Source organism: Mycobacterium kyorinense (assembly GCF_002101735.1).
GTDB classification, from domain to species: Bacteria; Actinomycetota; Actinomycetes; order Mycobacteriales; family Mycobacteriaceae; genus Mycobacterium; species Mycobacterium kyorinense.
This window is the reverse complement of sequence record NZ_LQPE01000171.1, coordinates 18,551-42,938: the sequence shown is the minus strand read 5'-3', so window position 1 is coordinate 42,938 and position 24,388 is coordinate 18,551. Positions and strand designations below refer to the sequence as shown.

The window sequence follows — 24,388 nt, the reverse complement described above, 5'->3', positions numbered from 1 at the left end:
ATGCGCTACCTGACCGGCTGCGCCAACGCATTCCGGATCGGCTACATCGACGTCAACCAATTCACCCTGGCAAAGTAGGTGGGGAATGCCAGGCGCGCCCTCGAAGCCGGGTATTGTGCTTTCACCAGTCGATAACGTGCGGCAGGAAGGGCGACGAGACACCGATGCCTGACAAGCAAATCAGTCCCGTGAACACGCGGACGCGCTTTGAGGACATCCAGGCGCATTACGACCTGTCCGACGACTTCTTTGCGCTGTTCCAGGACCCCACCCGGACCTACAGCTGCGCCTACTTCGAGCCGCCCGACCTGACCCTCGAGGAAGCCCAGCTCGCCAAGGTCGACCTCAACCTGGACAAACTGGACCTCAAACCAGGTATGACGCTGCTGGATATCGGCTGCGGCTGGGGCACCACGATGAAGCGCGCGGTCGAAAAATACGACGTCAACGTCATCGGCCTGACGCTGTCGAAGAACCAGCACGCCCGCGCCCAGCAGGTGCTGGACAGCATCGATACCAATCGCTCGCGGCAGGTGTTGCTGCGCGGCTGGGAGGACTTCAGCGACCCCGTCGACCGGATCGTGTCCATCGAGGCGTTCGAGCACTTCGGCCACGAGAACTACGACCCGTTTTTCAAGAACTGCTTCACCATCCTGCCCGACGACGGGCGGATGACCGTGCAGAGCAGCGTGAGCTACCACCCGTACAACCTCAACGCGCGGGGCAAGAAGATCACCTTCGAGACGGCGCGGTTCATCAAGTTCATCGTCACCGAGATCTTCCCCGGGGGGCGGCTGCCGTCCACCGACATGATGGTAGAGCATGGCCAGAAGGCCGGTTTCATTGTGCCCGAACCGCTTTCGCTGCGCCTACACTACATCAAAACCCTGCACCTGTGGGGGGATGCGCTCGAGGCCAACAAGGACAAGGCCATCGAGATCGCGTCCGAAGAGGTCTACGAGCGCTACATGAAGTACCTGCGCGGCTGCGAGTATTACTTCAGCGAGGACATGCTCGACTGCAGCCTGGTCACCTACCTCAAGCCGGGCGCCGTTAAGTAGCGCCGCGGCGAATTTCGGATTAGCCTCGCCCCGTTCGTCGGACAGGTAGAGAGTGGAGCACAGGGTTCCGCTCACTACTGGAGGAGACCACGAATGCAGTACTTGGCCCTGTTGATGAGCAAGGAGCGCGACTACACCCCCGACGAGCGGGCCGCGATGATGACCGCGTTCGACAACTTCCACGCCAAGTCGGCCTCGGCAATCCGGGCCGGTGACGCGTTGACGCCGCAGGCGTCCGGGGTGCGCATCACCGGCGGCCCTGACGCCCCGGTGGTCACTGATGGCCCGTTCGCCGAAGGCGCCGAAGTCGCCTGCGGCTACTACGTGTTCGAAGCCGACAACCTGGACGAGGCGCTGGCACTCGCCCGCGACGTCCCGGTAGCCGCGCACGGTGCGATCGAAGTTCGGCCCACCTAACCACACCTCCGACCCGGAGTGGTCGCGCTCCGGCGCAGGGTGGCTGGCTCTGCTGCTCGAGCCGCCGGGATCAGTCAACACACCCGGAACGCCCGAATGGGAGGCCGAGGCGGCACGGCATGGCGAATTCGCCGCTGGCGCAGGCGATCACATCGTCGGCGGCGCAGCGCTGCATGAGCCTGCGACGGCGACTACGGTCCGGGTCCGCGACGGCGAGGTGCTGTTGACCGACGGGCCTTTCGCGGAAAGCGCCGAGATCGCCACCGGCTTCTACCTGCTGTCGGCCGCCGATCGCGACGAGGCCGTCAAACTGGCCTCGATGATTCCCGCCTCGACCGTGGAGCTACGCCAGCTGGCGGGACTCTCCCACCTGTAGCGTATGGCCAACCTGGACGGCGTCTTCCGGCAGGAATGGGGCCCGACGGTGGCGGCACTGGCCCGCCGCGATCGGCTGCGCCGCGAATCCATCCGTCCCGGAAAAGAATTGGCTGCAGTGATGGACCAGATCGTGGCCCGCACCGACCACGCCGACCCGCACCCGGTGCGCGACGACGAGCTGCGCATGATGTTCACCTGCGCCCATCCAGCACTCGACCGGGTCTCGCAGCTGGCGCTGACGCTGCGGCTGGTCTCCGGGCTCACCGTGACCGAGATCGCCCGGGCACTGCTGCAGACCGAGGCCGCGGTCGGTCAGCGAATCACCCGCGCCAAGAACAAGATTCGGCACGCCAACATTCCGCTGCGGGTGCCGCCCACCGAGCTGCTGGCTGAGCGGGTGCCGCATGTGCTGGGCTGCATTTACTCGGTGTTCACCGAGGGATACTGGTCGACCGCGGGCCCGTCGGCGATCCGTGACGAGCTGTGCGACGAAGGAGTCCGGCTGGCCGGCGAGGTGTGCACGCTGATGCCGTCGGGGTGCGAAGCCCATGCGCTCGCTGCCCTTGTGCTGCTTCATGATTCGCGGCGGTCCACCCGCGTCGACGCTGCCGGGGCGCTGGTCCCGCTGGACGAGCAGGACCGCAGCCGATGGGACCGCGGCCGCATCGCCGCGGCCTGGACCGGCTGCGGCAGGCGGAAGGATCGAGCGGGCCGTATCTGCCTCAGGCGGTGATCGCGGCCGTGCATGCGACGGCGCCGAGCTGGGAGCAGACCGACTGGACGACGATCTGCACCGCCTACGACAGGTTGCTCGCCATGGCCGACTCGCCGGTGACACGCGCGAATCGCGCTCTGGCCGTGGGCTTTCGAGACAGCTATGCCGCCGGTCTGGCCGCCCTGGAAGTGGTGGCCGACGATCCGCGGCTGGCCCGCTCGGCGCTCGTGCCGTCCATCCGCGCGGACCTGTTGCGCCGCGGCGGCCGGGCCGCCGAAGCGGCTAGCTGGTATCGAAAGGCGTTGACCTACACCGGCTCCGAGTCGGCCCGGGCATTCCTGCAACGCCGGATCGCCGAATGCGAGTAACGCGAGCAGACAGAGAATCGCGTTACCCGAGCGGTTTTCGTGCGATTCTGCGTCTGCTCGCGCTAGGAACTACTCCGCGGTGAAGTTGCGGGTGACCGACGGGTCCACCGGAATGCCGGGCCCGGTGGTCGTCGAGACGGTGACCTTTTTCAGGTAACGCCCCTTCGACGACGACGGCTTGAGCCGCAGCACCTCGTCGATCGCCGCGCCGTAGTTCTCTGCCAGCTTCTTCTCGTCGAAGGACGCCTTGCCGATGACGAAGTGCAGGTTGGCCTGCTTGTCCACCCGGAAGTTGATCTTGCCGCCCTTGATGTCGGCGACGGCCTTGGCGACGTCGGGAGTGACGGTGCCGGTCTTCGGGTTCGGCATCAGGCCACGCGGCCCGAGCACGCGGGCGATGCGGCCGACCTTGGCCATCTGGTCGGGGGTGGCGATCGCGGCGTCGAAGTCCAGGAAGCCGCCCTGGATCTTCTCGATCAGGTCGTCGCTGCCGACGATGTCGGCGCCGGCGGCCTCGGCCTCAGCCGCCTTCTCGCCCACCGCGAACACCGCCACCCGGGCGGTCTTACCGGTGCCGTTCGGCAGGTTGACGGTGCCACGGACCATCTGGTCGGCCTTGCGTGGGTCGACACCGAGCCGGATGGCCACCTCGACCGTCGCGTCCTGCTTGGTCGACGACGTCTCCTTGGCCAGCTTGGCCGCCTCCAGCGGCGTGTACAGCCGTGAACGGTCCACCTTCTCGGCGGCGGCGCGATATGCCTTGCTGTTCTTGCTCATTGAAATTTCCTATCTGTGGTTGCTAAACGGGCCGAAGCTAGCCCTCCCACTGGCCGAGCAAGCTACTCGACCGTGATGCCCATCGACCTCGCGGTGCCGGCGATGATCTTGGCGCCGGCCTCGATGTCGTTGGCGTTCAGGTCGGCCTTCTTGGTCTCGGCGATCTCGCGGACCTGGTCCCAGGTGACCTTGGCGACCTTGTTCTTGTGCGGCTCGGAGGAGCCCTTGCCCACACCCGCCGCCTTGAGCAGCAGCTTGGCGGCCGGCGGAGTCTTCAGCGCGAACGTGAAGCTGCGGTCCTCGTAGACGGTGATCTCCACGGGGATCACGTTGCCGCGCTGGTTTTCCGTCGCGGCGTTGTAGGCCTTGCAGAACTCCATGATGTTGACGCCGTGCTGGCCGAGCGCCGGGCCGACCGGCGGCGCAGGGTTGGCCTGCCCGGCCTCGATCTGGAGCTTGATCAGCCCGACGACCTTCTTCTTGGGGGCCATATCGTTTCCTTTCCAGCGATTTCGGCGCGGTTTTCGTCGCTGAGCGACGATTTTCGCGCCGAAATCGCTCCGTTAGATCTTGGAGACCTGGTTAAAGGTCAGTTCGACAGGTGTTTCGCGGCCGAAGATGGACACCAGCACCTTGAGCTTCTGTTGTTCGGCGTTGACCTCGCTGATCGAGGCCGGCAGCGTGGCAAACGGCCCGTCCATGACGGTGACCGATTCGCCGACTTCGTAGTCGACCTCGACGGGAGCCCGTTCCAGCCCGCCCTCGGCGGGAGCGGCCGCGGCCGCGGCGCCCTTGGCGGGTTTCTTCGCCGCGCCCTGCGGCAGCAGGAACTTCACCACGTCGTCCAGCGACAGCGGCGACGGCCGCGACGTCGCTCCGACGAACCCGGTCACGCCCGGCGTGTTGCGCACCGCGGCCCACGACTCGTCGGTCAGGTCCATGCGCACCAGGATGTAGCCCGGCAGCACCTTGCGGTTGACCTGCTTGCGCTGACCGTTCTTGATCTCGGTGACCTCTTCGGTGGGCACTTCCACCTGGAAGATGTAGTCGCCGACATCCAGGTTCTGCACCCGGGTCTCGAGGTTGGCTTTGACCTTGTTCTCGTATCCGGCGTAGGAGTGGATGACGTACCAGTCGCCCGGCTTGGTGCGCAGCTCCGCCTTCAGCGCGGCGGCGGGGTCGACCTCTTCGGCCGGCTCTTCAGGGGCAGCGGCCTGCGGGCTGGTCTCCTCTACGTCGACCGCTTCACCCGTGGGCGTATCGCCCTCGAAGGTAGTCACGGGTTCAGTCCTCTCTATAACTTCTGCTCGCTCAGCGACTGCCGAACGCGAGCATCACCAGCTTGGCCAGGCCGAAGTCGGTCAGCCCGATCAGCGCCACCATGAACACCAGGAACGCCAACACCACCGAGGTGTAGGTGATCATCTGCTTCCGGTTGGGCCAGATCACCTTGCGCAGCTCGGCGATGACCTGCTTGAGGTAGTTGTAGACGTAGACGAACGGGTTTTGGCCTCGCGACGCCCCCGCCTTCTTGGCCTTCTTCGCCTTCTTGGCCTCGTCCCCGGTGAGCTCGATCGCCCCCGAGGTCTCGTCGGCCTCGGCACGCTGACGGGACCTCTTGCCGGTGGGACGCTGCGGTCGCGTCACCACCGCCGTCCGGCCGCCGCGCTGTTCCTCGGTTTCGTTGGCGTCGGCTGCGTCGGCAACGTCGCGCTCGTCGCTCACCGCATGCTCCTTAAGTTCGACTGGGTGGTCGCCTTCCAGTGTCCACCATCTCCGGCTCCCTCAGCAGGGGCGACAGGACTTGAACCTGCAACCTGCGGTTTTGGAGACCGCTGCTCTGCCAGTTGAGCTACGCCCCTTCGCCGGTTGGCAGGCCAACCCGCACGGGGCCTCACATGACGCGCGCATCCGCCTGGTCAAAGCCGGAAAGCGTGCTGATGATGGGAAAACCCCGAGGTCCGAGTGTACATCGGCGCCGCGGCTAGGTACTAATCACGCGGTTCTGACGATCTGCCCGGCGTCCATGTCCCACTTGAGCGCAACCGAGTCGGTGGCCTCGTTGCCCATCATCGTGGTGTAGGCCTCCAGCACAACCTCGCCGGCGTCGTTGGTGCAGATGTTGCGGGTGACGACGATGTCGGCGCCGAACCGCTCGTCGACGGACTGGATGTGCATCTCGGCGTGCAGCACGTCGCCGGCCAGGATCGGCTTGTGGAAGATGAACTTCTGGTCGACTTGGACGATCTGCATGGTCTCGTAGCCGGTGTCGACGCTGCGCATGAAGTCGCTTTGGACCAGCTTGGCGAAGATCGTCGCGAACGTCAGGGGCGCGACCAGGCCGTCGTACCCGAGTTCGGCGGCCGCCTCGTCGTCCAGGCTGGCCGGATCGTCGGCCTTGATCGCCCTGGCGAATTCCCGGATCTTTTCTCTACCTACCTCGTAGGTGTCCGGATAACGCCAGACCATCCCGCGGATGTCTGTTTTGATCGCCATGCTTACGCCAGCTTCGCCGACGCGACCGCCCGGCCGAAGATCTTCTTGCCGCCGGTGGTGGCCGTCAACGCGATCGTCACGGTCTTGCTGTCGGGATCGACCGACTTCACCTTGCCGCCGAACACGATCTCGGCGCCCTTGCCGTCGTTGGGCACCGGCACGACGGCGGTGAACCGCACGTTGTACTCGGTCACCGCGCCCGGGTCGCCGACCCACGAGGTGACGTAGCCGCCGCCCAGTCCCATGGTGAGCATGCCATGCGCAATAGCAGTGTCCAGGCCGACCATCTTGGCGATATCGTCGTCCCAGTGGATCGGGTTCAGGTCGCCCGAGACGCCCGCATAGTTCACCAGATCCTGGCGGGTCAACGGGTAGACCTTCTCGGGAAGCTGGTCACCCACCTTGACCGAATTGAACTCACGCAGTGGCATCGCTGAAACCCTCTTCCCCTTCGCCGGCACGACCCGCCAGGGTCGTGTAGGTCTCCTGTACTACTTCGCCTGCTTCGTTGGTGACGATGTTCTTGGTGACGATGATGTCGGTGCCGTGCGCCCGTCGCACCGAGTCGACGTAGACGTCGCAGTAGAGCTTGTCGCCGACCTGGATCGGTTTCAGGAACTTCAGCACCTGGTCGACCTGCACGATCTGCGCGTCGTTGGTCGCGATGTTGGCGTGCTCGAAAAACGCCGCCTGCGCGGTGTAGCCGAACACCGAGATGAACGTCAGCGGCGCCACCAGGCCTTTGTAGCCCAGTTCCAGGGCCGCCTTTTCCTCGAAGAACGCCGGGTCGTCGTTTTTGACGGCGACTGCGTATTCCCGGATCTTTTCCCGCTCGACTTCGTAATGGTCGGGGTAGCGGTAGTGCATCCCGACGATCTTGTCGCCCAAAGACACTGCTGTTCGAACCTAACGGGTTTCGCGGTGCGCCTGATGCTTGCCGCAGTTGGGGCAGAATTTCTTCAGCTCCAGCCGGTCGGGGTCGTTGCGACGGTTCTTCTTGGTGATGTAGTTGCGGTGCTTGCACACCTCGCACGCCAAAGTGATCTTCGGCCGTACGTCGGTACTGGAGGCCACGTCAGTTCTCTTTCACACGTTTCGTTGTTGTCTTGTAGCGATGGCCGGACTCGAACCGGCGACCTAACGATTATGAGTCGTTCGCTCTAACCGACTGAGCTACATCGCCTCGCGCCGCCAGCCTGCTCGGCGTCCGCCGAGCCCCCTAACGGAATCGAACCGTTGACCTTTTCCTTACCATGGAAACGCTCTGCCGACTGAGCTAAGGGGGCGCTCACCCGTAGCGACCAGGTCGGGTCGTGCCGCGGGCCTAAAAGAGGGTACAGCCCGCGCCGCGACGCGGCCAAACCGCGTGGCGCGTCACTCGGAACTCCGCGGGAACGGGACTAGCCGGTGCGCCTGGATCGGCGGGGATCCAAGACGCCGAGGTCGAACGGGTCTACCTCTTCCGCGGCGTCTGGCGAAGGTTCTGCGGCGTCATCACTGTTGACGAGCATCCGAAGCGCAAGATTGACCGCTTCCCGGGCACTTCGAAGGTGGTACCGGCGTATCACCTCGTCGACCAGGGTTTGATCAATCTCGATCTCAACCGTGGCAAACGACATAATCCAACGATACCCAGTCGGACAGCACGCCAACCAGCAAAATTCGGGCCAAAGCCGCAGGCAGGCGCCGTGAGGCAGCACACAACACGTCGTAGTCTGGGGGCGTGCCTGACACCGACCGCTTGTACTTTCGGCAGCTGCTTTCCGGCCGCGATTTCGCGCCCGGCGACATGTTCGCGACGCAGATGCGCAACTTCGCCTACCTGATCGGCGACCGCCAGACCGGCGACGCCGTCGTGGTCGACCCGGCGTACGCGGCCGGGGATCTGCTCGACGCGCTGGAGGCCGACGGCATGCATCTGTCGGGGGTGCTGGTCACCCATCACCACCCCGATCATGTCGGAGGCTCGATGATGGGCTTCGAGCTCAAAGGCCTGGCCGAGCTGCTGGAACGCACCAGCGTGCCCGTGCACGTCAATTCCCATGAGGCGCAGTGGGTTTCGCGGGTCACCGGGATCTCCATGGGGGATCTGACCGCACATCAGCACGGCGACGTGGTCAGCGTCGGCGACATCGACGTCGAGCTGCTGCACACCCCCGGTCACACGCCGGGCAGCCAGTGCTTTTTGCTGGACGGCCGGTTGGTCGCCGGTGACACGCTGTTCCTGGAAGGCTGCGGGCGCACCGACTTTCCCGGCGGCGACTCGGACGAGATGTATCGCAGCCTGCAGCAGCTCGCCCGGCTTCCCGGCGACCCGACGGTGTTTCCCGGGCACTGGTATTCGGCCGAGCCGAGCGCGTCGCTTTCGGAGGTCAAACGCACCAACTACGTGTATCGGCCGGCGAATCTTGATCAGTGGCGAATGATGATGGGCGGCTAGCCGGACCTTTAAGATCGCCCACGTGGACTGGGTCCAGGACCGCTGGCATGAGCTGATCACTGCGGGTTCGACGACGTGGCTGGCGTTGGGCACCTGGGCCGTGCTCGCGGTCGGGGTGTTCGCGCTGTGGTGGGCCAACCGGCAGGTCCGGCGCAACCGCGAGCTGTCCATCGAAGAGACCCGCCCGCACGTCGGCATGTTCATGGAGCCGCACGCCGCGGATTGGCACGTGATGGAACTGGTAGTGCGCAACTTCGGCAAGACCGCCGCCTACAACATCCGCTTCGCGTTCGCGCACCCGCCCACCGTCGCCGCCTACGAGAACAGCTCCGACGGCTACGCGGACGTCGTCGAACTGCACCTGCCCGACGAGTTGGCGACGCTGGCGCCGAACCAGGAGTGGCGCACGGTGTGGGATTCGGCGGTCGAGCGCGCCGAACTGGGCGACGACATCGAGTCCCGGTTCACCGGCACGCTGACCTACTACGACCGCCCGCACGACCGGCCGCGGTGGAAGTTCTGGCGGCCCGCCCGGCGCCGGTTCGAAACCCAGGCGGTGCTGGATTGGGATGCGCTGCCGCCGGTTCAGCGGGTCGAGCTGATGTCCGCCCACGACTTGGCCAAGCGGGAAAAGCAGAAGCTGGAGTTGCTGCGCGGCGTGCTGAGGTATTTCCACTACGCCAGCACCGAGCCCCGTCCCGACGTGTTCCGCAGCGAGATCGAACGGATCAACCGCGCCGCCGACGAAACCCAGGAACGATGGCGCGCCCGCCAGCAGCTCGACGACCCGACGGATGTCCACCTGCGCTGGGGCCGGCCCGAAGAGGCGGTCGGTAAGCACCGGGTCTGAATCGCGCCGTGGTTCAATCGACTCCCATGGGCAGCCCGGTCAGTTATAGCCACGACGAATCCATCGCGGTCATCACGATGGACGACGGCAAAGTCAACGCGCTGGGCCCCGCCATGCAGCAGGCGCTGAACGAGGCGCTCGACAACGCCGACCGCGACAACGTCGGCGCCGTCGTGGTCACCGGGAACGACCGGGTGTTTTCCGGCGGGTTCGACCTGAAGATCCTGACGTCCGGCGACGCGCAGCCCGCGATCGACATGCTCAAGGGCGGATTCGAGTTGGCCCATCGGCTGCTGTCCTACCCCAAGCCGGTGGTGATGGCCTGCACCGGCCACGCGATCGCGATGGGTGCGTTCCTGTTGTCCAGCGGCGACCACCGGATAGCCGCGCCGGCCTACAACATTCAGGCCAATGAGGTCGCGATCGGAATGACCATTCCCTATGCGGCCCTGGAGATCATGAAGCTGCGGCTGACGCCGTCGGCGTACCAGCAAGCGGCCGGGCTGGCCAAGACGTTCTTCGGCGAAACCGCCGTCGCCGCGGGCTTTATCGACGAGATGGTGATGCCCGACATGGTGCGCGACCGCGCCGTGGAAGCCGCCCGCGAATTCGCCACCCTGAACCAGAAGGCCCACGCCGCGACGAAGTTGCGGACCCGCGCCGACGCTTTGACCGGAATCCGCGCCGGAATCGACGGCATGGCGGCCGAATTCGGGCTCTAAGGGCGCGAAGTTTCGCAAATTCCCAGGTCGGGTACGCCCCGGGCATGGCCCCGCCGGATCCGATCGCCCAACCGTGGGGGCTGCGGACCCCGTATCAGCCAGGTCAGCCGTGGCCTGAGCGCGTCGACCAGTTCCTCGCCGACGGCATCACACCGGAGTCGGTGGACCGCTGGGTGCAGTCCGCGGCCGTGCTGCACTCCAACGGCGACGGCCTGGACATCGCGGTCAAAGACGGGCGCATCGTGGGCGTCCGCGGCCGCGCCGTGGACCGGGTCAACCACGGCCGGCTCGACCCCAAGGACATGTTCGGCTGGCAGGCCAACGCGTCGGCCGACCGGCTGACCACCCCGTTCGTGCGCGACGGCAGGCGCCTGCGGCCCTGCGACTGGGACACCGCGATGGACCGGATCGTGCGACGCAGCCGCGAACTGCTCGACGGGCACGGCCCCAGTTCGATCGGCTTCTACACGTCGGGCCAGCTGTTCTGTGAGGAGTACTACACCCAAGGGGTCATCGCGCACGGCGCGATCGGCACCAACCACGTCGACGGCAACACCCGGCTGTGCACCGCGACGGCCGCTGAGGCGCTGAAGGAATCGTTCGGGTGCGACGGGCAACCCGGTTCCTACACCGACGTCGACCACGCCGACGTGATCGCGTTGTTCGGGCACAACGTCGCCGAGACGCAGACCGTGTTGTGGACACGGATGCTCGACCGGCTGGCCGGCGACCAGCCGCCGGCGATCGTCTGTGTCGACCCGCGCCGCACCCCGGTGGCGCTGCACGCCACCGTGCATCTGGCTCCGCTGCCGGGCACCAACGTGGCATTGATGAACGGCCTGCTGCACGAGATCATCGTGCACGACTGGGTCGACCATTCGTATGTCGACTCGCACACAATCGGTTTCGACGAGCTGCGCAAGCGGGTGTGCGAGTACCCGCCGGAGCGCGTCGCCGAGATCTGCGGCGTCGATATCGACGACATCCGCGAGGCCGCCCGGCTGATCGGCACCGCGCAGCGGCTGCTGTCGACGGTGCTGCAGGGTTTCTACCAGTCGCACCAGGCCACCGCGGCGGCGGTGCAGGTCAACAACATTCACCTGGTCCGCGGCATGCTGGGCAAGCCGGGCTGCGGGGTGCTGCAGATGAACGGCCAGCCCACCGCGGAGAACACCCGCGAATGCGGCGCCGACGGGGATCTGGCCGGTTTCCGCAACTGGGCCAACGACGACCACATCGCCGAGCTGGCACGGTTGTGGAACCTTGAGCCGCAACAGATTCCGCATTATGCGCCGCCTACCCACGCGATGGAGATCTTCCGCTTCGCCGAAGAGGGCACGCTGCGGATGCTGTGGGTGACGGCTACCAACCCGGCGGTGTCCATGCCGGAGCTGGCCCGCATCCGCGACATCCTGACGGACCGGCGGCTGTTCCTGGTCGTCGAGGACATTTTCATGACCGAGACCGCGGAGCTGGCCGACGTCGTGCTGCCCGCGGCGGCCTGGGGCGAGAAGACCGGCACCTTCACCAACGCCGACCGCACGGCGCACCTCTCCGAAAAGGCAGTCGAGCCACCGGGTTCGGCGCGCTCGGACCTCGACATCTTCCTCGACTACGCGCGGCGGATGGACTTCCGCGACAAGGACGGCCGACCATTCCCGCCGTGGACCGACCCCGAGTCGGCGTTCGAGGCGTGGAAGCAGTGCAGCGCCGGCCGGCCGTGCGACTACACCGGGCTGAGCTATCAGAAGCTGCGCGGCGGCAGCGGCGTCCAATGGCCCTGCAACGCCGAGAATCCCGACGGCACCGAGCGGCTCTACGCCGACGCCACGTTCTGGGCGCATCCGGACTACTGCGAGTCCTACGGCAAGGACATGGTCACCGGCGCGCCGCTGGAGCCCGGCGAGTACCGGGCAATGAACCCCGCCGGCAAGGCGATCATCAAAGCGGCGCAATACCTTTCGCCGCACGAGCCGCCGTCGTCGCACTACCCGTTCACGCTGATCACCGGCCGTACCCTGTATCACTTCCATACCCGCACCAAAACCGCTCGGGCGCCGCAACTTCAGCAGGCCGCACCTGAGGTGTGGGTGGAGGTCTCCGAGCGCGACGCCCGTCGTCTCGGCATCGAAGAGGGCGACGTCGTCGAGGTGAGCACCCCGCGCGGCAGTGTCATCGCCGCGGCCCGGATCAGCGGTATCCGCGACGGAGCGCTGTTCGTGCCGTTCCACTACGGGTATTGGGAGGCTTCAGACCGGCGCGGGCACCACCGGGCCGGTAACGAACTCACGCTCACCGATTGGGATCCGGTGTCCAAGCAACCGATTTTCAAAACCGCCGCCGCCCAGCTGCGTCGCATCGGGAGCAGGACGACGCCGGTCAACGGCCAGGTGCCGGTCGCGGTCAAAGTTCCGGCGGGTCGGTCATGAAAATCAAACTGGCGCTTCGGCAGCTGCACCGCTCGGAACGCAAACTGGCCCACGAGCTCAACGTGATGGCCGCGCGTCATCGCAGCGACCAGGACATCTTTCACCTCGCCCACGACTTGGCCGGCTGGTCGCAGCAGCATCTCGAGGAGCTGGCCACCCACGGCCGCCACTACGGCGTCCGGCTCAACGTCAATCCGCGCACCGGCGCGTTGACCGGGTTTCTGCAGTCTCGGCTGAGCGGGCTGTTGCGCAAGCGCCCCGAGCCGAGCCTGATGCTGCTGGCCGACCTGCGGGGCATCCACCGCACGGCGGCGGCCACCTCGGTGGACTGGGTGGTACTGTGCCAGGCTGCACAGGCCACCAAAGACCAAGAGCTGCTTGATCTTACCCAGCGCTGCCATCCGGAAACACTGCGGCAGATGCGGTGGGCCAACGGCATGCTCAAGGAGCTCTCGCCGCAGGTGTTGACCAACTAAGGCCGTCGATAGCTTTCCCGGTACTGCGTCCAGTTCCAGGTGGACAGGAACTCCTGCGCCGCGTCGTAGCCCTTCTGGTAGAGCGCTTCCATTTGCTCGCGGGAGATGTCGAAGTCCAGGAAACCGACGTCGGTGGAGTCCACTCGGATCGCCCGGGCGCTGACCCACGGCTGGTTCAGGTAGGCCTGGTCGCGGCCGACGATCATCGTGGTGAGCAGATCCTCGAGCAGGGTCGGGCCGCCGAACCAGTGCAACGGCGCCAGGGCGGGGATCACTTTGTCGTTGCCCTGCGGCAGATTCGGCAACACGGTGACGCCGATGGTCGGCCAGCGCGGCGGTTTGCCGTCGGGCCGGTCGAACGAGTCGATCGGGAAGTTGGACAGCATGCCGCCGTCGACCAAGGTGGACGTCAGGCCGCCGGCGCTGGTGAGTTTCACGGTGCGGAAGAAGAACGGAATCGACATCGACGCGCGGACCGCGTCGGCGACGTACTGCTCGTCAGGGTCCAGCCCGTAGAGCCGGCGGTAATCCCATGGCAGCCGCACCAATTGGCCGGTGGTCACGTCGGCCACCGTCACCACCAGCCGGTAGCGCCGCTCCGGCAGCACGTAGTCGTCGTCGATGGCCAGATCCCCGAACGTGCTAACGCCGAGGTTCTTCAGCTCCGAACGGATCCACTCGTGCGCGAAATCGCCCTTGTAGATGCCTTGTTCGCTGAGCAGACCCCAGGCCGGGCCCAGTAACGGGATTCGTTCGATGGGTCCCGGGTCGAGGAATTTACGGTAGGGCAGCGTCATAGTGAGGTGCCGGACTTCTTCGGGGGTCAGCTGGTCGTGGCCGGCCGCCAGGATGGCGCCGACGATCGAGCCGGCCGATGTGCCTGAGACGCGCGGTATTTCGTACCCGGCCTCCATCAGTGCGACGACGGCGCCAACCAGGCCGATGCCTTTGACGCCGCCGCCCGACAGCACCAGATCCGTCTTGTTGGCCATTCAGTCCTCTCCGGAAACCCAGTCGTAGGGAAGGAATTTCCCGTCGAATGTCACCACCACCCGATCGCCGGCCGGGTGTGATTTCTTCTCCAGATCGACGCTGAAGTTGATGGCGCTCATGATCCCGTCGCCGAACTGCTCGTGGATCAACTCCTTGAGCGCCGGACCGTAGACCTGGAGGGCTTCGTAGAAGCGGTAGATCGTCGGGTCGGTGGGCACCGCGGTGGGCAGTCCGCCGCGCATCGGCACTGCGGCCAGCACCGCGACCGCGGACTCGTCGAGCCCCAGCATGTCGACGAGCACCTTGCCCAGCTCGGCGGGAATCGGGTGCTGTCCGAGCAGCGCCGACGTGGTCCACACCACCGGCCTGTCTATGGCGTCGGCCAGTTCCTGCCAGCTGAGCCCTTTGTTCAAGCGTGCGACGACGATCTGTTCGGTGATCTCGTTTCTGGTCATGGCTACCAGCATGCCTTCTAGCCGGGCTTGGTGCCGGTCACCAGACGGGTCGCCGCCCAGGGCCCGCCATACCACATCCGCCAGCCGAGATTGCGGCGCCGGACGTGCGACCACCTCAGCTCGCGCAGCTCGTCGGCATGCTGCCGGGTGGCCCACAGGTCGGCGATCGCCAGGCGACCACCCGGACGCAGCACCCGAGCCGCCTCACGCAGTGCTTGGCGCCGACCCTCGCGAGTCGGAATGTTGTGGATCGCAAGGCTGCTCACGATCACGTCGACGGTGTTGTCGTCGAACGGCAGCGCGGTCATGTCGGCCGTGCGGACCTCGATGCGGTCCCCCACCTTCTCCAGGTCCGCGTTTTTCAGCGTCGCCGACGGCGAGTTGTCGGTCTGGTCGGGGCGCCACAGGTCGATGCCGATGGCGTGGCCGCGCGGCAGCCGCTTGGCCGCGGCGAGCAGCACCGCGCCGCGGCCGCAGCCCATGTCGAGCACCGTCTCGTCGCCCCGCAGCTGCAGCTCGTCGAGAATCCGGTCCCACACCACGAACTTGCCCGCGCGCGTCGCATAGAGGTAAAGCGTTGTGTGGGCGGCAATTCCGAGTCCCGCGGCACCGGTGAGCGCCGCCTTGCGCCGCTTGCCCTTTCTCCAGCTGATCAGGGACCACAGCAGCAGCGCCGCGGCTTGCACACCCAGACCACCGAATTGGGCGCCGGCCGGGATGGTCTTGAACGATCCGTCGATTCCGTACTCGCCGTTGTGCTCGTGCATCGCGATCACCAGCGGCCCTGGTGGACTACCTCGGCGAACGGCCGACGATTCGGCTTGCGGATCGGGGCGAGCGGGCGATCGGCCGGATAGCCGATGCCGAGCAGGTATGCCACCAGGTAGCCGTCGGGCACGCCGAGGATGGCGCGGGCCTTGTCCTGGTCGCCCACCGACGAATGGCCGGTGCCGATGCCGAGGTCGGTGGCCGCGAGCATCATCGCCATGGTGGCCTGACCGGCGTCGTACTGGTCGGTGACCTTCCGGCGTTCGCTGGGCGGCTGCGGCACCACCAGGGCGATCGCGGCCGCGGCCGAGGCGATATGGCCGGCGCCCTGCCACACCGTGGAAAGTTCCTGCAGCTGAGCGCGATCGGTGACGATCACGAAGTCCCACGGCTGGCGGTTCTTGGCCGACGGCGCCCGCCATCCGGCCTCGGCGATCCGGTTCAGGTCGGCCTCGGACACCGGCTCCGGCCGATACTGGCGCACATTGCGCCGTGCGCGAATCGCATCCCAGGTTTCCATCTCAATCGCTCCCTCGTCTGCCGCGGCCGTCTATGGTGGCACCGCAATGGCGCTTCATCTCCACCGTGCCGAACGTACCGATTTGCTCGCCGACGGGCTCGGTGCCCTGCTGGCCGACCCGCTGCCCGACCCGTTCGCGGAGGAACTGGTGCTGGTCCCGGCGCGCGGGGTCGAGCGGTGGCTGAGCCAGCGGCTCGCGCAGACGCTCGGGGTGTGCGCCGGGGTTTCGTTTCGCAACCCGGCGTCGCTGATCGCCGAGATCACCGGGATCCTCGACGACGATCCGTGGTCGCCGGAGGCGCTCACGTGGCCGCTGCTGGAGGTCATCGACTGCTCGCTGGACGAGCCGTGGTGCCGCACGCTGGCAACGCATCTGGGCCACTTCGACGCCGGCGAGGAGGCCGAGCTGCGCCGCGGCCGGCGCTATGCGGTGGCGCGGCGACTCGCGGGACTGTTCGCCTCGTACGCCCGGCAGCGCCCGCAGCTGCTGGTCGACTGGCTCGACGGGCGCACCGGCGTCGATCCCGACCTGGCCTGGCAGCCGGAGTTGTGGCGGGCGCTGGTGGCGGCGGTGCCCGCCGACCCGCCGCACCTCCGGCACCACACAACCGTCGCCCGGCTGCGCGAGGGCCCGACCGACCTGCCGGCGCGGTTGTCGTTGTTCGGGCACACCCGGCTGGCCTGCACCGAGGTGGAGCTGCTCGACGCGCTGGCCACCCACCACGACCTGCACCTGTGGCTGCCGCATCCCAGCGACGAGCTGTGGGCGGCGTTGCAGGGTATCCACGGCGCGGTCCCGCGCGCCGAGGACACCAGCCGGCACAAGGCGCGGCATCCGCTGCTGGAAACCCTCGGCCGGGATCTGCGCGAGCTGCAACGCAGCCTGCCGGGCGACGTTGGCTCCGACGAATACCTCAGCGGCGCAACCAAACCCGACACGCTGCTGGGCTGGCTGCAGTCCGACATCGCGGCCAACGCGACACAGCCGCACGGCCGCGTCCTGGCCGCCCTCGACCGCTCGGTGCAGGTGCACAGCTGCCACGGCCCGGCCCGGCAGGTCGACGTCCTGCGCGAGGTGCTGCTCGGCCTGCTGCAGGACGACCCGACGCTGGAGCCGCGCGACATCGTGGTGATGTGCCCGGATATCGAAACCTATGCGCCGCTGATCGTCGCCGGTTTCGGGTTGGGTGAGAACACAGGCGACAGCCACCCGGCGCACCGGCTGCGGGTTCGGCTCGCCGACCGCGCGCTCACCCAAACCAACCCGTTGCTCGCGACGGCCGCGGAGCTGCTCGCCATCGCGGGCACCCGGGCCACCGCCAGCCAGGTGCTCAACCTTGCCCAAACCCCGCCGGTGCGTGCGCGATTCAAGTTCACCGACGACGACCTCGAGGCCATCACGGACTGGGCGCGGGACTCCAACATCCGGTGGGGCTTCGACAAGGACCATCGCGCGCCGTACGGCCTCGACCACGTCGTACACAACACCTGGCGGTTCGGGCTCGACCGCATCCTTGTCGGCGTCGCGATGTCGGACGACTCGCCGGACTGGCTGGACACCGCTCTGCCGCTCGACGACGTCGGCAGCAACAAGGTGGAGCTCGCCGGCCGGCTCGCCGAGTTCGTCGCCCGCCTGCAATCGGCCGTCGACGCTCTGACCGGCGCCCGGCCGCTGACCGACTGGCTGGACGCGCTGCGGGACGGGGTGGCGCGACTCACCAGCCCCGAGGAAGCCTGGCAAGAGGGTCAGCTGCAGCGCGAATTCGCAAAAGTGTTGCAGGACGCGGGCTCTCGCGGTGGCACACTGCTGCGGCTGCCCGACGTGCGGGCGCTGCTGGCCGGGCATCTGGCCGGACGGCCCACCCGGGCCAACTTCCGCACCGGCACGCTGACCGTCTGCACGATGGTGCCGATGCGGTCGGTCCCGCACCGGGTGGTGTGCCTGGTCGGGCTCGACGACGGCGTCTTCCCGCGGGTTCATCTGCCCGACGGCGACGACGCGCTGGCCCGCCTCCCGATGACCGGTGAGCGCGACATCCGCTCCGAGGACCGGCAATTGCTGCTCGACGCCGTCTGCGCGGCCGGCGAGACGCTGGTGATCACCTATACCGGCGCCGACGAACACACCGGTCATCACCGCCCGCCGGCGGTGCCCCTGGTCGAGCTGCTCGACGCACTGGACCAGACCACCGAGCAGCCGGTGCGCAGACGGATCGTCGTCGAGCATCCGTTGCAGCCGTTCGACCTTCGCAACGTCACCCCCGGCGCCTTGGTGCCCGACAAGCCGTTCACGTTCGACCCCACCGCGCTGGTGGCAGCGAAAGCCGCGGCGGGCCAACGACATCCGAAGCGGCCATTCGTGGCGAACCCCCTGCCCGCCCCACCTCGAGACGACGTCGTGCTGGCCGACCTGCTCACGTTCTTCAAGGACCCGGTCAAGGGCTTCTTCCGGGCCCTCGATTTCACCCTGCCGTGGGACATCGACGAGATCAAAGACGACATGCCCGTCGACATCAATGCCCTGGAAGCGTGGGCGGTCGGCGACCGGATGCTGCGCGACATGCTGCGCGGTCTGCACCCCGACACCGCGGCACACCGCGAGTGGCGTCGCGGAGCACTGCCGCCCGGCCGGCTCGGCATGCGCAAAGCGCGCGAAATCCGCGACGAGGCAAAGCAATTGGCCGCGGCGGCATTGGGACTTCGGCGCAGTGACTCCGACGCGCACGACGTCGACGTCGGCCTGGACGGCGGACGTCGGCTCACCGGCACCGTCTCGGAAGTTTTCGGCGACCACACGGTCTCGGTGACCTACTCCAAGCTCAACTGCAAGCACCTGTTGGCGGCCTGGATTCCGTTGGTGGCGTTGGCTGCTCACCAGCCAGGTCGGCCGTGGCGGGCGTCGTGCATCGGCCGCGACAGGAAGGCCAACCGGATCCTGCACCGGGTGCTGGTCCCGCCGCCGGACGCGGTCGGGGTGCTGCGCGACTTGGTGCTGCTCTACGACAACGGCCGGCGCGAGCCGCTGCCGCTGCCGCTGCGCACCTCACACGCGTGGGCCGACGCGCGCGAGTGCGGCAACGATCCCTACGACGCCGCGCTGCGGCGGTGGCAGTCGAACAGGTACTACACGGGCGAAGCCCAAGACGAGGCACACAAATACGTGTGGCCGCATGGGCGGCTCGAGGACATCCTCGGCACACCGCGCCCCGGTGAAGAGGTCGACGGCGAGGACACCCGGCTTGGCGCGCTGGCCGCCCGGCTATGGCTGCCCCTGATTCGGACCGAACGGGATCCGGACTGATGGAACCCTTCGACCTACTCGGCCCACTGCCGGCGCCCGGTTCCACGACGGTGCTGGAGGCCAGTGCCGGCACCGGCAAGACGTTCGCGCTGGCCGGCCTGGTCACCCGCTACATCGCCGAGGGCGTCGCAAACCTCGACGAGATGCTGCTGATCACTTTCAGCCGCGCGGCCAGCCGCGAATTGCGCGAGCGGGTCCGCTGCCAGATCGTGGAAATCGTTGCCGCGCTGTGTGACTCGCCGGACCATGCGCCCAACGAGTTCGTGGCGTATCTGTGCCGCGGCACGGCCGCCGACCGCGACCAGCGCTGCAATAGGCTGCGTGACGCGCTGGCCAACTTCGACGCCGCCACGATCGCCACCACGCATCAGTTCTGTCAGCTGGTGTTGAGGTCGCTCGGCGTCGCCGGGGACACCGACGCCGGGATGACTCTGGTGGAAAGCCTCGATGACCTGGTCACCCGGATCGTCGACGACCTGTATCTGGTGCACTTCGGATCCGACCGCGACGAGGCGGCGCTCACCCACGCCGACGCGCTGACGCTGGCCCGCGCGGTAGTCGGCGACCCATGCGCCCAACTGCGCCCGACGGATCCGGACCCGGAATCCGTTGCCGCAGTGCGGTTGCGGTTTGCCCGCGACGTGCTCGACCAACTCGAGCTACGCAAGCGCCGGCTGGGCATCCTCAGCTACGACGACCTGCTGACCCGGCTCGCGGACGCCCTCGAAGGCGACGACTCCGACGCTCGCGACCGGATGCGCAATCGCTGGCCGATCGTGATGGTCGACGAGTTCCAGGACACCGACCCCATCCAGTGGCAGGTCATCGACCGCGCCTTCAACGGTCACAGCACGCTGGTGCTGATCGGCGATCCCAAGCAGGCGATCTACGGGTTCCGCGGCGGCGACATCTACACCTATCTGCGGGCCGCCCGCACGGCCGGCCAACGGCGCACGTTGAGCGTGAACTGGCGCAGCGACAAGGTTCTCGTCGACGCCCTGCAGACCGTGCTGCGCGGAGCGGCGCTGGGCGATCCGGACATCGTCGTGCGCGACGTCGAGGCGCACGTCATGGGCCATCGGCTGCGAAACGCTCCGCGTAATGCGCCGTTTCGGCTGCGGTTGCTCAACCGTGCAATGTTCGGCCGCTCGGGCACCAAGACCATTCCGATCGCCGCCCTGCGCGACTACATCTCGGGTGATCTCGCCGCAGACGTGGCGGCGCTGCTGGCCAGCGATGCCACGTTCGACGGCAGGGCAGTGCAAGCCGGCGACGTCGCGGTGATCGTCGAAAGGAGCGAGGACGCTCTGGCGTGCCAGAAAGCTTTGGCAGCGGCCGGAATCCAAGCGGTCTACACCGGCGACTCCGACGTGTTCGCCTCGGATGCCGCCCAACAGTGGCTGTGCCTGCTCGAGGCGTTCGACCAGACCCACCGCAACGGGTTGGTGCGTGCGGCCGGGGCGACGGTGTTCTTCGGCCACACCGCCGACGACCTCGCCGCCGGAGGCGACCAGCTGACCGACCGGCTGGCCGTCACGCTGCGGGACTGGGCCGACCATCTGCGGACCCGCGGGCCGGCCGCGGTCTTCGAGGCGGCGCAGCGGGCCGGGCTGGGCCGGCGGGTGCTGCGCGAGCCGGGCGGCGAGCGCACGATGACCGACCTCGCCCATATCGCCCAGCTGCTGCACGAGGTGGCGCATCGGCAGCGGTTAACCCTTCCCGCACTGCGGGATTGGCTGCGCCGGCAGCGCGAGGAGCGCGACGGCCCGCAGGAACGCAACCGGCGCATCGACAGCGACGCCGCCGCGGTGCAGATCATGACGGTGTGGGGCGCCAAGGGCCTGCAGTTCCCGATCGTCTATCTGCCGTTCGCGTTCAACCGGCACGTGTTCGTCGACGACATTCCGCTGTATCACGACGACGGGGTTCGCTGCCTGCATGCCGGTGGACCCGAGAGTGCCGACCGATCGGAGATCGAAACGCTCAGCCGGGCGGAGGCCGCCCGCAACGATATCCGGCTGACCTATGTGGCGCTGACCCGCGCGCAGTCGCAAGTGGTGGCGTGGTGGGCGCCGGCCTGGGACGAACCCGATGGTGGCCTGTCGCGGCTGATGCGGGGACGGCGGATCGGTGACACGCAGGTGCCGGATTCCTGTGAGCCCAAGACGATTTCCGACGACGAGGCGTTGGCGCTGATGCGCGAATGGGAGGCCGCGGGCGGGCCGGCGATCGAGGAGCCGTCAGGGATTGCCGTCGCGCCGGTTCCTCCGTCTGCGCCGCCGGCCGGCCTTGACGTGCGCCATTTTCACCGGTCGATCGACACCACGTGGCGGCGCACCTCGTATTCGGCGCTGATCCGGGGCGCCGAGACGGCCGGGGTGAGCAGCGAGGCGGAGGTGACTGCCCGCGACGACGAAGTGGAGGTGGTCCCCGCCGGTGCACCGCGCGGCGGCGGCGTCCTGTCGCCGATGGCCGAGTTGCCGTCGGGTGCCACGTTCGGCTCGCTGGTGCATGCGGTGCTGGAAAATGCCGACCCGTCCGTCGCGGATCTGGCCGCCGAGCTCGAAGCACAGGTGCGGTTGCACCGAGCCTGGTGGCCGGTCGACGTCGAGCCTTTCCAGTTGGCCGCCGCGCTGGTGCCGATGCACGACACGCCCTTGGGTCCGCTGGCCGCCGGCCTGACGCTGCGCGAGATCGGGCTGCCAGACAGGTTGCGCGAGTTGGACTTCGAGATCCCGGTGGCCGGCGGCGACGTGCGCGGCCTGACGCCGGACATTCGGCTCGCCGGTGTCGGTGCACTGCTGCGGGACTACCTGCCCGCCGACGACCCGTTCGCGCGCTACGGCGAGCGGCTGGTGTCCGACGGGCTCGGTGGCCAGCCGCTGCGGGGCTATTTGTCCGGGTCGATCGACGTCGTGCTGCGCTTGCCCGGGCCGCGTTATCTGGTGGTGGACTACAAGACCAACGTCTTGGGTGTGACCGCGGCGGACTACAGCGTGCCGCGGCTCACCGAGGCGATGCTGCATTCCGACTATCCGTTGCAGGCCCTGCTGTATCTGGTTGTGCTGCACCGGTTTCTGCGATGGCGCCAGCCGGGCTACGACCCGTCCAGGCATCTCGGCGGAGTCGTGTACCTGTTTGTGCGCGGCATGTGCGGCGCGCAGACACCGGGGTCGGGGGTGTTCGGCTGGCAGCCGCCGGCCGGACTGGTTCCGGCCCTGTCGGGCCTGCTCGACGAGGGGCGGCAGGTCGCATGACGGTAACCGACATCGAAACGGCCATTGGTGCGTCGGGACTATTGCGCACGTTCAACGAGGCAGGCGTGCTCGAGATCGCCGACGTCCACGTGGCCCAACGGGTTACCGCGCTGGGCAACGAGTCCGATGAAACGGTTGCTCTGGCGGTGGCTTTGGCGGTTCGGGCGTTGCGCGGCGGATCGGTGTGCATGGACATGACCACGGTGGCGGCGGATTCCCCGGATCTTCCGTGGCCGTCGCCGTCGGATTGGCTGGCCGCTGTGCGCGCCTCGGGGTTGGTGGGCACGCTGTTGCGGCTCTACGACGACCGGCTGCTCTACCTCGACCGCTATTGGCGCGAGGAGGAGCAGGTAAGCGCCGACTTGCTCGGCTTGCTGGTGTCCGGGACGGCTGTCGAAAGCCCGGCCGTCGCACGGCTTTTCCCCACCGGCTACGAGGAGCAGCGGGCCGCCGCCGAAGTCGCGCTGTCGCAATCGGTTACGGTGCTGACCGGCGGCCCGGGAACCGGGAAGACCACGACGATCGCGCGGCTGCTGGCACTGCTCGCGGACCAGGCGTCGGGTCAGGCGGGCTTCCGGATCGCGCTGGCGGCGCCGACCGGTAAGGCGGCCGCACGGTTGACCGAAGCGGTGAGGGCCGAAGTCGAAAGGCTGGACGACGTCGACCGTGGCCGGCTGGCCGGACTGCAGGCGGTGACCTTGCATCGGCTGCTGGGTAGCCGTGCCGATACGTCGTTGCGGTTCAAGCACAATCGCGGCAACCGGTTGCCGCACGCGGTGATCGTCGTCGACGAAACGTCGATGGTGTCGCTGACGATGATGGCCCGGCTGCTGGAAGCGGTGCGCCCGGATGCCCGGCTGATCTTGGTCGGCGACCCGGACCAGCTGGCGTCGGTGGAAGCCGGGGCCGTCTTGGCGGACCTGGTGGACGGGCTGTCGGCACGCGCCGACGTGCGGGTGGCGGCGCTGCGGACGTCGCACCGGTTCGGCAAGGCGATCGGCGCGTTGGCGGACGCGATCCGCGACGGGGACGGCGACCACGTGGTCGAGCTGTTACGGGCAGGCGATCAGCACATCGAGTGGATCGACGACGAGGACCCGACGGCGCGGTTGCGGTCCATACTCGTGCCGCATGCGACGCGGCTGCGCGAGGCCGCCCTGTTGGGGGCAGATGCGGCCGCGCTGGCGACGCTGGACGAGCACCGGCTGCTGTGCGCACACCGGCGGGGCTCGTTCGGCGTCCAGCACTGGAACCGGCAGGTGGAGCAGTGGCTGTCCGAAGACACCGGCCTGCCACCGTGGTCGGAGTGGTACGCAGGACGACCACTACTGGTGACGGCCAACGACTATGCGCTGAAAATCAACAACGGGGACAGCGGGGTGGTGGTGTCGGGGCCCGGCGGCCTGCGAGCAGTCATCTCGGCTGCCACTGGGCCGCTTGACTTTTCGACCAGCCGGCTGGCCGACGTCGACACCATGCACGCGCTGACGATCCACAAATCCCAGGGCAGTCAGGTCGACGAAGTCACGGCCCTGATCCCGTCCGAGGATTCGCGGCTGTTGACCCGGGAGTTGTTCTACACGGCGGTGACCCGGGCGAAGCGAAAGGTGCGCGTGGTCGGATCGGAGGCGTCCATCCGGGCCGCGATCGAGCGGCGGGTGGCGCGGGCGAGCGGATTGGCGCGGCGGCTACAGGCGGTCTAGCACAGTCACATCTGCCACATGAGTCCCCGCTCCGAGGCACTACCCAATGTGCCCTCCTCATAGCGACAACCGGGGGGAATGTCGGGTGGGCCGACGCCGCATCCACCACTTCTGCCACGGGAGTCCGTCCAGGCGCACCTGTTACGGCAAATTCGGGTGTTTCAGTATGCCCGCCTACGAGCGACACCGTTTCGGTTGTCGCTCAGAGGCGGGCACAACGAGGACCCAGATTTCTCGAGACTCCTGCGACTGTCGGCCGGCG

22 protein-coding genes, 3 tRNA genes and 2 pseudogenes are annotated in these 24,388 nt (G+C 67.5%); 11 read left to right on the top strand and 16 right to left on the bottom strand.

Annotated features, from left to right (window positions below; genetic code table 11):
- The first annotated feature begins 164 nt into the window (after window positions 1-164).
- The 3 genes and pseudogenes from mmaA4 to AWC14_RS25895 all read left to right on the top strand — a co-directional run bounded on the left by mmaA4 (window position 165) and on the right by AWC14_RS25895 (window position 2,939).
- Window positions 165-1,061 carry a hydroxymycolate synthase MmaA4 gene (gene mmaA4, locus AWC14_RS25905; RefSeq protein WP_045377446.1) on the top strand — a complete coding sequence of 299 codons (897 nt, stop codon included), beginning with the start codon at window positions 165-167 and terminating at the stop codon, window positions 1,059-1,061.
- Between the two features lie 93 nt (window positions 1,062-1,154).
- Window positions 1,155-1,854: pseudogene (locus AWC14_RS25900) on the top strand (YciI family protein).
- 3 nt (window positions 1,855-1,857) lie between these two features.
- A pseudogene (locus AWC14_RS25895) lies at window positions 1,858-2,939 on the top strand (RNA polymerase sigma factor).
- Between the two features lie 69 nt (window positions 2,940-3,008).
- On the opposite strand, the gene rplA reads toward AWC14_RS25895, so the two are convergent.
- The 12 genes from rplA to AWC14_RS25835 all read right to left on the bottom strand — a co-directional run bounded on the left by rplA (window position 3,009) and on the right by AWC14_RS25835 (window position 7,831).
- Entirely contained in the window at window positions 3,009-3,716 is a 708-nt protein-coding gene (rplA, locus tag AWC14_RS25890; protein ID WP_045377449.1) for a 50S ribosomal protein L1, read from the bottom strand.
- A gap of 62 nt (window positions 3,717-3,778) precedes the next feature.
- Window positions 3,779-4,207, bottom strand: a complete 429-nt coding sequence (gene rplK / locus AWC14_RS25885) for a 50S ribosomal protein L11 (RefSeq protein WP_045377452.1) — start codon at window positions 4,205-4,207, stop codon at window positions 3,779-3,781.
- Window positions 4,208-4,279: 72 nt separating this feature from the next.
- The gene (gene nusG / locus AWC14_RS25880) at window positions 4,280-4,996 is read right to left on the bottom strand and encodes a transcription termination/antitermination protein NusG (protein ID WP_045377455.1); all 717 of its coding nucleotides are present in this window, start codon (window positions 4,994-4,996) and stop codon (window positions 4,280-4,282) included.
- Between the two features lie 31 nt (window positions 4,997-5,027).
- Window positions 5,028-5,441: a preprotein translocase subunit SecE gene (secE, locus tag AWC14_RS25875; protein ID WP_045377458.1), complete on the bottom strand. Its 414-nt coding sequence runs from the start codon at window positions 5,439-5,441 to the stop codon at window positions 5,028-5,030.
- 64 nt (window positions 5,442-5,505) lie between these two features.
- A tRNA-Trp gene (locus AWC14_RS25870) sits at window positions 5,506-5,578 on the bottom strand.
- Between the two features lie 133 nt (window positions 5,579-5,711).
- Window positions 5,712-6,212: a (3R)-hydroxyacyl-ACP dehydratase subunit HadC gene (gene hadC / locus AWC14_RS25865; RefSeq protein ID WP_045377460.1), complete on the bottom strand. Its 501-nt coding sequence runs from the start codon at window positions 6,210-6,212 to the stop codon at window positions 5,712-5,714.
- Window positions 6,213-6,214: 2 nt separating this feature from the next.
- The gene (gene hadB, locus AWC14_RS25860) at window positions 6,215-6,643 is read right to left on the bottom strand and encodes a (3R)-hydroxyacyl-ACP dehydratase subunit HadB (RefSeq protein ID WP_045377462.1); all 429 of its coding nucleotides are present in this window, start codon (window positions 6,641-6,643) and stop codon (window positions 6,215-6,217) included.
- The gene (gene hadA, locus AWC14_RS25855; RefSeq protein ID WP_428839010.1) at window positions 6,630-7,079 is read right to left on the bottom strand and encodes a (3R)-hydroxyacyl-ACP dehydratase subunit HadA; all 450 of its coding nucleotides are present in this window, start codon (window positions 7,077-7,079) and stop codon (window positions 6,630-6,632) included. Before hadA ends, hadB begins: the two co-directional genes overlap by 14 nt.
- A gap of 39 nt (window positions 7,080-7,118) precedes the next feature.
- Complete coding sequence (rpmG, locus tag AWC14_RS25850; protein ID WP_003898538.1) at window positions 7,119-7,286, bottom strand: 50S ribosomal protein L33; 168 nt, start codon at window positions 7,284-7,286, stop codon at window positions 7,119-7,121.
- A gap of 35 nt (window positions 7,287-7,321) precedes the next feature.
- Window positions 7,322-7,395: transfer RNA gene (locus AWC14_RS25845), tRNA-Met, on the bottom strand.
- Between the two features lie 30 nt (window positions 7,396-7,425).
- A tRNA-Thr gene (locus AWC14_RS25840) sits at window positions 7,426-7,498 on the bottom strand.
- A gap of 114 nt (window positions 7,499-7,612) precedes the next feature.
- Window positions 7,613-7,831, bottom strand: coding sequence for a type II toxin-antitoxin system VapB family antitoxin (locus AWC14_RS25835; protein ID WP_045377468.1), 219 nt, complete (start codon window positions 7,829-7,831; stop codon window positions 7,613-7,615).
- 104 nt (window positions 7,832-7,935) lie between these two features.
- On the opposite strand from AWC14_RS25835, the gene AWC14_RS25830 reads away from it, so the two are divergent.
- The 5 genes from AWC14_RS25830 to AWC14_RS25810 are packed head-to-tail and all read left to right on the top strand — an operon-like array spanning window position 7,936 to window position 13,129.
- Window positions 7,936-8,652 carry an MBL fold metallo-hydrolase gene (locus AWC14_RS25830; protein ID WP_045377471.1) on the top strand — a complete coding sequence of 239 codons (717 nt, stop codon included), beginning with the start codon at window positions 7,936-7,938 and terminating at the stop codon, window positions 8,650-8,652.
- A gap of 22 nt (window positions 8,653-8,674) precedes the next feature.
- Window positions 8,675-9,502 carry a hypothetical protein gene (locus AWC14_RS25825; protein ID WP_045377475.1) on the top strand — a complete coding sequence of 276 codons (828 nt, stop codon included), beginning with the start codon at window positions 8,675-8,677 and terminating at the stop codon, window positions 9,500-9,502.
- Between the two features lie 26 nt (window positions 9,503-9,528).
- Window positions 9,529-10,224, top strand: a complete 696-nt coding sequence (locus AWC14_RS25820; protein WP_045377478.1) for a crotonase/enoyl-CoA hydratase family protein — start codon at window positions 9,529-9,531, stop codon at window positions 10,222-10,224.
- A 44-nt stretch (window positions 10,225-10,268) separates the two neighbouring features.
- The gene (locus AWC14_RS25815; RefSeq protein ID WP_081968094.1) at window positions 10,269-12,653 is read left to right on the top strand and encodes a molybdopterin oxidoreductase family protein; all 2,385 of its coding nucleotides are present in this window, start codon (window positions 10,269-10,271) and stop codon (window positions 12,651-12,653) included.
- The gene (locus AWC14_RS25810) at window positions 12,650-13,129 is read left to right on the top strand and encodes a hypothetical protein (RefSeq protein ID WP_045377481.1); all 480 of its coding nucleotides are present in this window, start codon (window positions 12,650-12,652) and stop codon (window positions 13,127-13,129) included. Before AWC14_RS25815 ends, AWC14_RS25810 begins: the two co-directional genes overlap by 4 nt.
- On the opposite strand, the gene AWC14_RS25805 is transcribed toward AWC14_RS25810, so the two are convergent.
- Genes AWC14_RS25805 through AWC14_RS25790 form a run of 4 tightly spaced genes read right to left on the bottom strand, consistent with a single transcriptional unit; the run spans window position 13,126 to window position 15,865 of the window.
- Window positions 13,126-14,121 (bottom strand): patatin-like phospholipase family protein, encoded by a 996-nt coding sequence (locus AWC14_RS25805; RefSeq protein ID WP_045377484.1) that lies wholly within the window; start codon window positions 14,119-14,121, stop codon window positions 13,126-13,128. The genes AWC14_RS25810 and AWC14_RS25805 overlap by 4 nt on opposite strands.
- Entirely contained in the window at window positions 14,122-14,577 is a 456-nt protein-coding gene (gene cynS, locus AWC14_RS25800; protein WP_487246467.1) for a cyanase, read from the bottom strand.
- Window positions 14,578-14,594: 17 nt separating this feature from the next.
- Window positions 14,595-15,344 carry a class I SAM-dependent methyltransferase gene (locus AWC14_RS25795; protein ID WP_045377543.1) on the bottom strand — a complete coding sequence of 250 codons (750 nt, stop codon included), beginning with the start codon at window positions 15,342-15,344 and terminating at the stop codon, window positions 14,595-14,597.
- Between the two features lie 5 nt (window positions 15,345-15,349).
- Window positions 15,350-15,865 carry a nitroreductase family protein gene (locus AWC14_RS25790; protein ID WP_045377490.1) on the bottom strand — a complete coding sequence of 172 codons (516 nt, stop codon included), beginning with the start codon at window positions 15,863-15,865 and terminating at the stop codon, window positions 15,350-15,352.
- Between the two features lie 46 nt (window positions 15,866-15,911).
- Between AWC14_RS25790 and recC the strand changes: the two genes are divergently transcribed.
- Genes recC through recD form a run of 3 tightly spaced genes read left to right on the top strand, consistent with a single transcriptional unit; the run spans window position 15,912 to window position 24,126 of the window.
- Window positions 15,912-19,166 carry an exodeoxyribonuclease V subunit gamma gene (recC, locus tag AWC14_RS25785; protein WP_045377493.1) on the top strand — a complete coding sequence of 1,085 codons (3,255 nt, stop codon included), beginning with the start codon at window positions 15,912-15,914 and terminating at the stop codon, window positions 19,164-19,166.
- Window positions 19,166-22,423, top strand: coding sequence for an exodeoxyribonuclease V subunit beta (recB, locus tag AWC14_RS25780; protein ID WP_045377496.1), 3,258 nt, complete (start codon window positions 19,166-19,168; stop codon window positions 22,421-22,423). Before recC ends, recB begins: the two co-directional genes overlap by 1 nt.
- Window positions 22,420-24,126, top strand: a complete 1,707-nt coding sequence (recD, locus tag AWC14_RS25775; RefSeq protein ID WP_045377499.1) for an exodeoxyribonuclease V subunit alpha — start codon at window positions 22,420-22,422, stop codon at window positions 24,124-24,126. The genes recB and recD overlap by 4 nt, the downstream gene beginning before the upstream one ends.
- The last annotated feature ends 262 nt before the right edge of the window (window positions 24,127-24,388 follow it).